Genomic DNA, 1,641 nt, shown 5'->3' on the forward strand with positions numbered 1-1,641 from the left:
CACATCGGAACCGAAATCTTCATAGACACCGTTCTGCATACCGCGCCCGGCACCCAGTAACAGCATCAACATAAATATTCCCCAAAACACACCGAAGGCGGTAAGCCCCGTGCGCAATTTATTCATGCGCAGTGTGTAGAGAATTTCTTGCAAGCCATCGAGCATGTTATTTACCCACTCTTATTTTCTTAGCCAAGAATCTCTTCTTCATCTTGATCGGCAATTTCGTCGGCATGATGTGAATGGTGATGTTTGCCGGAAATGATGAGGCCGTCTTTTAAAATAATTTGTCGCTGGGTTTGGTCGGCAATATCCTGTTCGTGCGTCACTATCACAATGGTATTGCCCAGCTGATGGACTTCTTTCATCAACGCCATAACTTCCTGCGTTGTTTGACTATCAAGCGCGCCGGTGGGTTCGTCCGCGAGAATCACTTTGGGTTTGGTCACCAGTGCACGTGCAATCGCTACGCGCTGCTTTTGTCCGCCTGATAATTCATTGGGCATATGTTTGGCGCGGCTACTCAAGCCCACCATTTCCAAATATTGATCTGCGCGGTAATTGCGCTCTTTGCGGCCAACGCCCTGGTAATAAAGTGGCAGCGCCACATTTTCGGTGGCATTTTTAAACGGCAATAAATTGAACGACTGGAAAACAAAACCCAATAATTCATTGCGCATTTTTGCAGCGGTTTTTTCTTTAAGATTTTTAACTTCGCGTCCGGCGAGGAAATAATCGCCCTTATCGTGGGTATCCAAAATACCGAGGATATTGAGCAGGGTTGATTTACCCGAACCCGAGGAACCCATAATCGATACCAACTCGCCTTCGCGGATATGCAGGTCGATGCCTTTTAATACATGCAGTGGCTGTTCGCCAGAGTGGTAGTATTTATGGATATTCGTTAATTTGATCATGCTCGTTTCCTTTGCTGTGCGCGGTAATTTGCGCAGGCCAGCTTAATGATTTTTCAAGGGCTTACCGGTTTTTTTACCCGGGCTTAACACTCTGATGACAAGTGTCAGTATTCACTCTCCGCAACTGTCACCATTGGTGACTATCTATAACGCTTGCTAACTTTGATGCACAAACGTGCGGCTTGGATTCAGCCGGTTAAAAATATTTATTCGTCTTGCAGTGCAGTAATGGGATTAACCGACGCTGCCTTGATTGCAGGTAAGAGCGCCGCCAATACACCGGTGATCACCAGCACGGCCAGTGCCATTAGCGCAATACTGATATCGATATAGGGCGCTGAAAACATGCCATCGGCCTGCCCCATTTTTGCCAGTAAAGTTCTTATGCCCTCTAACAGGAACACGCCTGCAGCCAAGCCGGCATAGCCCGCAATCAGGGTGATGATGAGCGATTCGTGGATAATCATTAAACTGATATTGGTCGGCGTCGCGCCCATGGCTTTGCGCAGGCCTATTTCGCGTGTGCGCTCTTTCACTACCACCAACATAATATTGCCCACGCCGATAACACCCGCGATGATTGTGCCTATGGCCACCATCCAGCTAAAGCCCAAAATTCCCATTACCAGACCGCGATTTTGCTGATAATTCTGCTCCATATTAAAACCACCAATTACACCGCTATCATCGGGGTGAATTTTTTTGCGCTCATACAATAATTTTT

At 47.2% G+C, this 1,641-nt stretch carries 2 protein-coding genes and 1 pseudogene; all 3 read right to left on the bottom strand.

What is annotated here, in order from left to right; genetic code table 11:
• Positions 1–165 (bottom strand): annotated as a pseudogene (locus ACWA6V_RS21285) (ABC transporter permease); the annotation flags it as partial.
• 23 nt (positions 166–188) lie between these two features.
• Positions 189–917: an ABC transporter ATP-binding protein gene (locus ACWA6V_RS21290; RefSeq protein ID WP_449524354.1), complete on the bottom strand. Its 729-nt coding sequence runs from the start codon at positions 915–917 to the stop codon at positions 189–191.
• A gap of 206 nt (positions 918–1,123) precedes the next feature.
• The coding region (locus tag ACWA6V_RS21295; protein ID WP_449524355.1) for an ABC transporter permease at positions 1,124–1,641 on the bottom strand (518 nt) is incomplete at its 5' end.

The sequence above is a fragment of the Cellvibrio sp. genome, assembly GCF_053579595.1.

Coding starts and splice junctions, on each gene's coding strand:
- ACWA6V_RS21290 (WP_449524354.1), bottom strand. CDS start 917: ATGATCAAATTAACGAATATCCATAAATACTACCACTCTGGCGAACAG.